A 7,581-nucleotide genomic window follows, 5' to 3' on the forward strand; every position below is an offset into this window, starting at 1 on the left:
CTGACGAAGAACAGGAGCGAAAAGGACCAAAAAATCGCCCAAAGCACACACGAAAACGAACACATCAAGCCAAGAAAAACTTTTTGGAGAAATTCAAAACAGCTTCTTATTCTCCGATTTCTTTCAGCAATTCATCTACGGCTGCTTTCAATTGTGTATCTTCTCCTTTCACAATCGTTTCGGGAGCGTTCAGCACATAGATGTCGGGGTCAAGCTGGGTGTTTTCCAGATAGCTTCCGTCGGGGAGGCGATAGCCTACCACCGGAATGCCGAATACGAGGGTCGGGTCTTGCGTCGTTACCCAGTTTACGCTGGTCATGGTTCCGGGAACGGGCGCACCTACCAGCTTGCCCAGTCCGCGATGCTTGTATACCCACGGGGTGCCGTGTGCGTTCGAGTAGTTCGCTTCACATTGCACCATGATGGAAGGCTTGTTCCAGCGCCGGCTAGGCATATCGCAGGTCTCGCGTCCGCGGATGACTTGGGTGAAGTATTTCTTTCCGCTGAACAATACTTCGATGTCCTCGTGCAAGCGTCCGCCTCCATTGAAGCGGGTGTCTATCACGATGCCTTCGCATTGGTTGTACTTGCCCAAGATGTCCGAGTAAACCGAACGGAAACTGGAATCATCCATCGATTCGATGTGCACATAGCCCAAACGTCCGTTCGACCAGCGTTTTACGTCCTCCGCACGTTGTTTTACCCAGCGCGTATAGAGCAAGCCATTCATTGCTCCGTTGCTTATGGGTTTCACCACTTCTTCCCAGCGTTGGTTTGTTTCAGGGTCGTAAAGCGATACCAAAGTCTTCTTGCCTGCCTGCCCATTTAATAAAGGAGTATAGTCTTTCTCGGCTTCGAGGGTCTGGCCGTTGATTTTCTCGATAATCACACCGGCTTTGGCACGGGTACTCTTGCGGTCGAAAGGCCCTTTCTCGATGATTTCGGCGATGCGCAATCCGTTGCCCGTATAGTCCCAGTCATACAATAGCCCCAGCTGGGCAGTGCTTTCGGTGTCCAGTTCGGGATAGAAGCGTCCGCCGGTATGAGATACGTTCAGTTCGCCCAGCCATTCGCTCAGCATTTCGGCGAAATCATAATTGTTATTGATATGAGGCAGGAACTTGCGGTAGGTCTCCGTCAAGGCATCCCAGTCCACGCCGTGCATGTTCACGTTGTAGAAGCGTGCCTTTTCCTCGCGGTAGATGTTGTCGAAGATGTATTCGCGTTCTTCGTAGGGGTTCATTTTCACTTCGGCACGGTAGGTAATCGGTTCCAGCTTTTCCGATTTCCCGTCCATCTTCTGCATGGTTCCGCCTCCCAGTACAAAGAAATTCCCTTCGCGGTCGGTTTCCATGTTTGCCCAGCGCGCGTCCATTTTGTGCAGAAGCTTGGTCTCATGCTTGCGCAAGTCCATTTTCCACATGTCGAATCCGCCTTCGAACGCAGATAAATAGTACAGGGTTTCTCCGTCTTTCGAGATAGCGGCTGAGGACAAGCGCGATGAGTTGGGCGTAAGGCGCACGATGCGGTCTTCTATGCCGTCCGGTTCAACCGTGATTAATTTCACGCTATCTGTTTTTGCATCCGCTTTTTTATCCTTTTTCTTGTCTTTCGAAGCGGTTTCACCCGCTTTTTCCTGCTCTTTCTCCAGTTCCTTTTGCAATTCGTAATCCTCTTTGCTCAGGCGGAACTTGTCGTATGCGTCCTGGTTCAGGAAGACCATCATCACATCGTCCAGCGAGCCCCACGAGGCATGATTGCGCATACCATACCGTTCGGTGGTGAAGAGCAGGGCGTTTCCGTCCATGGTCCAGCGGGGCATGCCGCTCGTATAACCGCTGTTGGTCAGGTTGATAATCGGGCTTTTCCCGTCGGCGCAAACCAGTCCGATGTCCGAATAAGGCTCGTGCTTGTGGGCGATGAATTCCAGTGCAAACCATTTCCCGTCGGGCGACCACTGATAGTCAAAGCCTCCCGAAAGCGAGTACCACGTAGACCCGTCGGTCACCTGGCGCACCTTCTTGCTCTTCAGGTTCAGCACCATGAGGCGGGTACGCCCTTCGATGAAGGCAATTTCTTTCCCGTCGGGAGAGAACTTCGGATAGCTTCGTTCCACGGTTTTCGAGGGAAGCAGGGCTTCTTCTTCTATCAGCGTGGCATTGGGGAAATTCTTTTCTTCTTTACGTACGATTTTTGCGGTGTAAAGTCCGCTTATGCCATCGCGCTCGCTGGCATAGACCAAGGTGCGGTTGTCCGCACCGAACGAAACGCCTTCTTCGGCTTCGGGTGTATGGGTGATTTGCTTGGTGGTGCCGTATTCGACGGATGTCACGAACACTTCACCCCGCACCACGAACGCCACCTGTTTGCCGTCGGGCGATACCGTAGCTTCCGAAGCTCCGCGTGTAAAATTATAAGTGACGGGCATTTCCTCTTCATCGCGGATAAGTGAGATATTGACCTTAGTGGGTTTTCCTCCATTGGGTTGGGTATAGATTTCGCCATCGTAGGTGTAGCAGAGTGTACCGTTGTGGCTCATTGAGAGGAAGCGTACAGGGTTTCCCTTGAATGAAGTAACGGGCTGCACATCAGCAGGGTGGTCCAACGGGAAGCGATAGACGTTGAACGAACCTCCATTGCGTTCGCTCAAGAAGTACACGGTTTTTCCATCGGCACTCAATACAGGGTCGCGGTCTTCTCCCGGTCGGGCGGTCAGGTTGGTATGTTTACCGCTGGTGGTGTCATACATCCATACGTCCCGGGTGATGGATGAAGTGTGATGCTTGCGCCATTCGTCTTCGAATCCTTTCCGGTCCTGATAGAGGAAGAAGGTTCCCGCTGGTGCATAGCACACTTTTTCCGCCGGTGTGCCTAATACTTGTTCAGTGCGTCCGCCCGCTACGGACACTTGATATAATTCGGTCATTGCACTGGTGGGAAACATGGCACTTTCTGCCGGGTCTTGCAGGGAGGCAGAAAACAGCACGTGTTTGCCGTCGGGCGTGAAGGCAGAAGGTGTTTCGTTTGCCGAATTGCTGGTCAGCCGGCGTGCTTCGCCTCCGCTGGCGGGCATCACGAAGATGTCGGCGCTTCCAAAGCGATCGCTGGCGAAAGCAATTTGTTGTCCATCGGGCGACCATACGGGGGTTGATTCATACGAAGGTTGTGTGGTGAGTCGTAGTGCTTCGCCTCCCTTGGCATTCACCTTATAAATATCTCCTTTGTAACAGAAAGCGATTTCGCTTCCATCGGGTGAGATGACAGCATCGCGCATCCAAAGTGGTGTCATCGCTTGGAGCGATACGCATCCTACCCCTAACATAAATCCTAATACTGTTTTTTTCATAAACTCTTATGCATTTATAGGCGGCAAAGATACGGAATATTGAAAAAAGAGATAAAAAAAGTGGGGAATTATTTGGAGGATATTATAAAAAACACTTATCTTTGCACCGCTTTCTAAGGAAAGCGCGAAAGTTTGGACTATGGTGTAATGGCAGCACAACAGGTTTTGGTTCTGTTTGTCTAGGTTCGAATCCTGGTAGTCCAACGCAAATCAGGTCATTTTAAGGTATAGCCCCGTAAAAACGTCGTTTTTGCGGGGCTTTCCTTTGTATGCTCGGCATGAGTATTAGCTAGGCTCCGTTATTATGTTCATCCGTTCATGCAGGTACTTGCGCCGGGCGTTGCAGATACTTGCGTCACGGAAGGCAGATATTTGGGAAATTTTCGTACCTTTGCAGGTACGGACAACACATTAATAAAAGAAAGGACAACACAGTGGCTAAAGATAATGACGTGGTATTGACCCCCATGATGAAACAGTATTTCGACCTGAAGGCGAAGCATCCCGATGCGTTGATGCTCTTCCGGTGCGGCGACTTCTATGAGACTTATTCCGAAGATGCCGTGACCGCTTCGCAAATACTGGGAATCACCTTGACCAAGCGTGCCAACGGGCAGGGGAAAACGGTGGAAATGGCAGGATTCCCGCATCATGCTCTTGATACGTATTTGCCTAAGCTGATACGTGCGGGAAGGCGTGTGGCAATCTGCGACCAGCTGGAAGACCCGAAAACCACGAAGAAACTGGTGAAGCGGGGCATTACCGAACTGGTGACGCCGGGCGTTGCCATCAGCGACAATGTGTTGTCGTATAAGGAGAACAATTTCCTTGCCGCCATCCATTTCGGGAAAACCGCCTGCGGCATCGCTTTTCTGGATATCTCTACCGGCGAGTTCCTGACCGCCGAGGGACCTTCTGACTACATCGACAAGCTTCTGAATAATTTCGCTCCCAAGGAAGTGCTTTTCGAGCGGGGCAAGAAACCCATGTTCGAAGGCAATTTCGGAAGCAAGTTTTTCACCTTCGAGCTGGATGACTGGGTGTTTACCGAAGCTTCGGCACGCGAGAAGCTCTTGAAGCATTTCGAGACCAAGAACCTGAAAGGCTTCGGCGTAGAGCATCTGAAGAACGGCATCATCGCGGCTGGAGCCATCCTGCAATACCTCGACATGACCCAGCATTATCAGATAGGGCATATCACTTCGTTGGCACGCATCGAGGAGGAACGCTACGTGCGGCTGGATAAGTTTACGGTGCACAGCCTGGAGCTGATAAGCAGCATGAACGAGGGAGGCACCAGCCTGCTGGACGTGATAGACCATACCATCAGCCCCATGGGAGCCCGCCTGCTGAAACGCTGGATGGTGTTTCCCCTGAAGGAAGTAAAACCGATTAACGCCCGGCTGGACGTAGTGGAGTATTTCTTCCGCGAGCCCGACTTCAAGGACTTTATCGAAGAGAAGCTGCACCGTATAGGCGACCTAGAACGCATCGTATCAAAAGCCGCAGTGGGACGTATCTCCCCTCGCGAGGTGGTACAGCTGAAAGTGGCGCTCCAAGCCATCGAACCCATCAAGAATGCCTGCCTGAACGCGGACAACGAAAGCCTCCGGCGCATCGGGGAGCAGTTGAACCTCTGCGTCTCGATTCGGGATAAAATAGCGAAGGAGATAGTGAACGACCCGCCTCTGCTGGTGAACAAGGGCGGGGTGATAGCCGACGGAGTGAATGCCGAGCTGGATGAGCTGCGCCGTATTTCCTATTCGGGAAAGGATTACCTGCTTCAAATCCAGCAGCGCGAAATCGAGCAGACCGGCATCCCCAGCCTGAAGATTGCCTATAACAATGTGTTTGGCTATTACATCGAAGTGCGGAACGCACACAAGGAGAAAGTGCCTGCCGAGTGGATACGCAAGCAGACGCTGGTGAACGCCGAGCGGTATATCACGCAGGAACTGAAAGAATACGAAGAGAAGATATTGGGGGCGGAAGATAAAATCCTGGTACTGGAAACCAAGCTTTATAATGACTTGGTGGCAGACCTTGCCGAGTTTATTCCGGCTATCCAGATCAATGCCACGCAAATCGCACGTCTGGATTGCCTGCTCTCTTTTGCCGATGTGGCGCGCGAGAACAAGTATATCCGTCCGGTGGTAGCCGACGATGATGTGCTCGACATCAAGCAAGGACGCCATCCGGTCATCGAGAAGCAATTGCCCGTGGGCGAGAAATACATTGCCAATGATGTCTATCTCGATACGGAATCACAACAGATTATCATTATCACGGGACCCAATATGGCGGGTAAGTCTGCCTTGCTCCGCCAGACGGCGCTTATCACGCTCTTGGCTCAGATAGGCTGCTTTGTGCCAGCCGAAAGTGCGCATATCGGGCTGGTGGACAAGATATTCACCCGTGTCGGAGCAAGTGATAACATATCGGTGGGCGAATCAACGTTCATGGTCGAGATGAATGAAGCCGCCAATATCCTGAACAACCTCTCTCCCCGAAGCCTGGTGCTGTTTGATGAGTTGGGGCGCGGCACTTCCACGTATGACGGCATCTCCATTGCATGGGCTATCGTAGAGCACATCCACGAGAACAAGAAAGCCCACGCCCGTACGCTTTTTGCCACGCACTATCACGAGTTGAACGATATGGAAGCACTTTTCCCGCGTATCAAGAATTATAATGTAACGGTCAAGGAGGTCAATAATAAGGTGATTTTCCTGCGTAAGCTGGAGCGTGGAGGAAGCGAGCATTCGTTTGGTATTCATGTGGCAAAAATGGCGGGCATGCCTCAAAGCATCGTGAAGCGTGCCGATGAAATCCTGCACCGTCTGGAGCAAGAGAACCGGCAGGAGGGTATGGTGTCGCGTCCGAAGGTACAGGCTTCTGCTCCTAAAGACGGCGTCCAGCTCAGCTTCTTCCAGCTTGACGACCCCGTGTTGTGCCAGATACGGGATGAAATCCTGCATCTGGATGTGAACAACTTGACACCGATAGAAGCGTTGAACAAACTGAATGACATTAAACGTATCGTGACAGGAAAGTGAGGGTATTTACTATTTATGCGAATCAGGAGTTATACTTTAAACGGCATTAAAATATGTATTTTGTATATGCCACGTAGTAGAGACGATGTGCACATGTCTCTACAGAAACGGTAGGAGATGTTCAAGGAAATGCACAAATTTATACCATGCATAGTATAAACATAGTTATGTTTCACAAGAGTTATAGGAGTTAAAGGTCAATAGTCTTGTTTCTGAAAACGATGCAAAAAGTATTGGCGTCTAACTCCCAGTCCGCCTGGCGGACGATAACTCCTTATAACTCCCTTTTAACTCCTGATTGGTTTTATTCGATAATTATTTGTAGAGTGCCTCACTCAACTCTTCCAGTCCGGTTTCTCCCGGCAGTCCGGGGAAAGCTTTCTTCATGTCGTCCATAAAAGCTTGTGCCGTTTGGTTATTGCCGAGCACCTCTTTCATCTTTTTCAGATAGTCGATTTTGAACTCTACCGCATCGCGCTTTGCCGCACCTCCGTGTCCGCCGATGAACAGTTCCGCTCCTGATGCCAATGACTTTTCCGCTTCTGCTATTTCCGCATCAATGGCAGCCGGAGAAGAAACCTGCAAATGGCTTACGTGTGCCTTTGCCGGAGTCCAGTGCGTATAATATGCCTTGCCTCCTATCAGGATGCTTGCGCCCGGAAAATCGGATGTCGCTCCGTGACGGAACTCGAACGGAACTCCTGCCCAAGTCTGCGTAGTGCCGAATGCCACTTCCGAAGCCTTGCCTGTAGGCATGTCGGTCAGGGCATCGCCGAAAGCCTGCGCGAATCCTTTCATCATGCCGCCATAGATTTCCCCTTTCGTAAATTGGGGCATACCTTCCGCCATCACCACCTCATGATTTCCGGTTCCGCCCACATGATAGTCCGTGATGCGTGTCTCTACCGTTTTGCCCAGTTTGGAAAGATAAGCTCTTATTTGTTTAATGAGTTATTACTTACTAAAAGTGCCTTTATTTCCTTTTGTGCTGCAAAGTTACCAAGAGGAATTTAATCGTACAAGTAGGTACTTGAACATCAGATACTTACGAAAAGGTAACCATTGTTGTGTATAAGTAAGAAGCTGTTTTGAATTTATCGTGCGATGATTTGGGATGAGTTTTTGAGGCATTTTCGCTTCTGTGATGAGGAAGATAGCGGGCTATCTGACGAAGAACAG

4 protein-coding genes and 1 tRNA gene are annotated in these 7,581 nt (G+C 50.7%); 3 read left to right on the forward strand and 2 right to left on the reverse strand.

The features are described 5' to 3' along the window. Positions 1-200 (forward strand): hypothetical protein (locus B5F78_RS17655; protein ID WP_206421964.1); only part of this gene is annotated, 200 nt, incomplete at its 5' end. Here B5F78_RS17655 and B5F78_RS15305 read toward each other — a convergent pair. After that, positions 107-3,346 (reverse strand): S41 family peptidase, encoded by a 3,240-nt coding sequence (locus B5F78_RS15305; RefSeq protein ID WP_087407141.1) that lies wholly within the window; start codon positions 3,344-3,346, stop codon positions 107-109. The genes B5F78_RS17655 and B5F78_RS15305 overlap by 94 nt on opposite strands. Positions 3,347-3,479: 133 nt before the next feature. Here B5F78_RS15305 and B5F78_RS15310 point away from each other — a divergent pair. After that, positions 3,480-3,550 (forward strand) — tRNA-Gln (locus B5F78_RS15310). 263 nt (positions 3,551-3,813) lie between these two features. After that, positions 3,814-6,402, forward strand: a complete 2,589-nt coding sequence (gene mutS, locus B5F78_RS15315; protein ID WP_087407142.1) for a DNA mismatch repair protein MutS — start codon at positions 3,814-3,816, stop codon at positions 6,400-6,402. A gap of 315 nt (positions 6,403-6,717) precedes the next feature. Here mutS and B5F78_RS15320 read toward each other — a convergent pair whose 3' ends face one another. Further along, positions 6,718-7,281, reverse strand: coding sequence for a hypothetical protein (locus B5F78_RS15320; protein ID WP_337959694.1), 564 nt, complete (start codon positions 7,279-7,281; stop codon positions 6,718-6,720). Between the last annotated feature and the right edge of the window lie 300 nt (positions 7,282-7,581).

Source organism: Bacteroides sp. An279 (genome assembly GCF_002159615.1).
GTDB classification, from domain to species: Bacteria; Bacteroidota; Bacteroidia; order Bacteroidales; family Bacteroidaceae; genus Phocaeicola; species Phocaeicola intestinalis.

Coding starts and splice junctions, on each gene's coding strand:
- B5F78_RS15305 (WP_087407141.1), bottom strand. CDS start 3,346: ATGAAAAAAACAGTATTAGGATTTATGTTAGGGGTAGGATGCGTATCG.
- mutS (WP_087407142.1), top strand. CDS start 3,814: ATGATGAAACAGTATTTCGACCTGAAGGCGAAGCATCCCGATGCGTTG.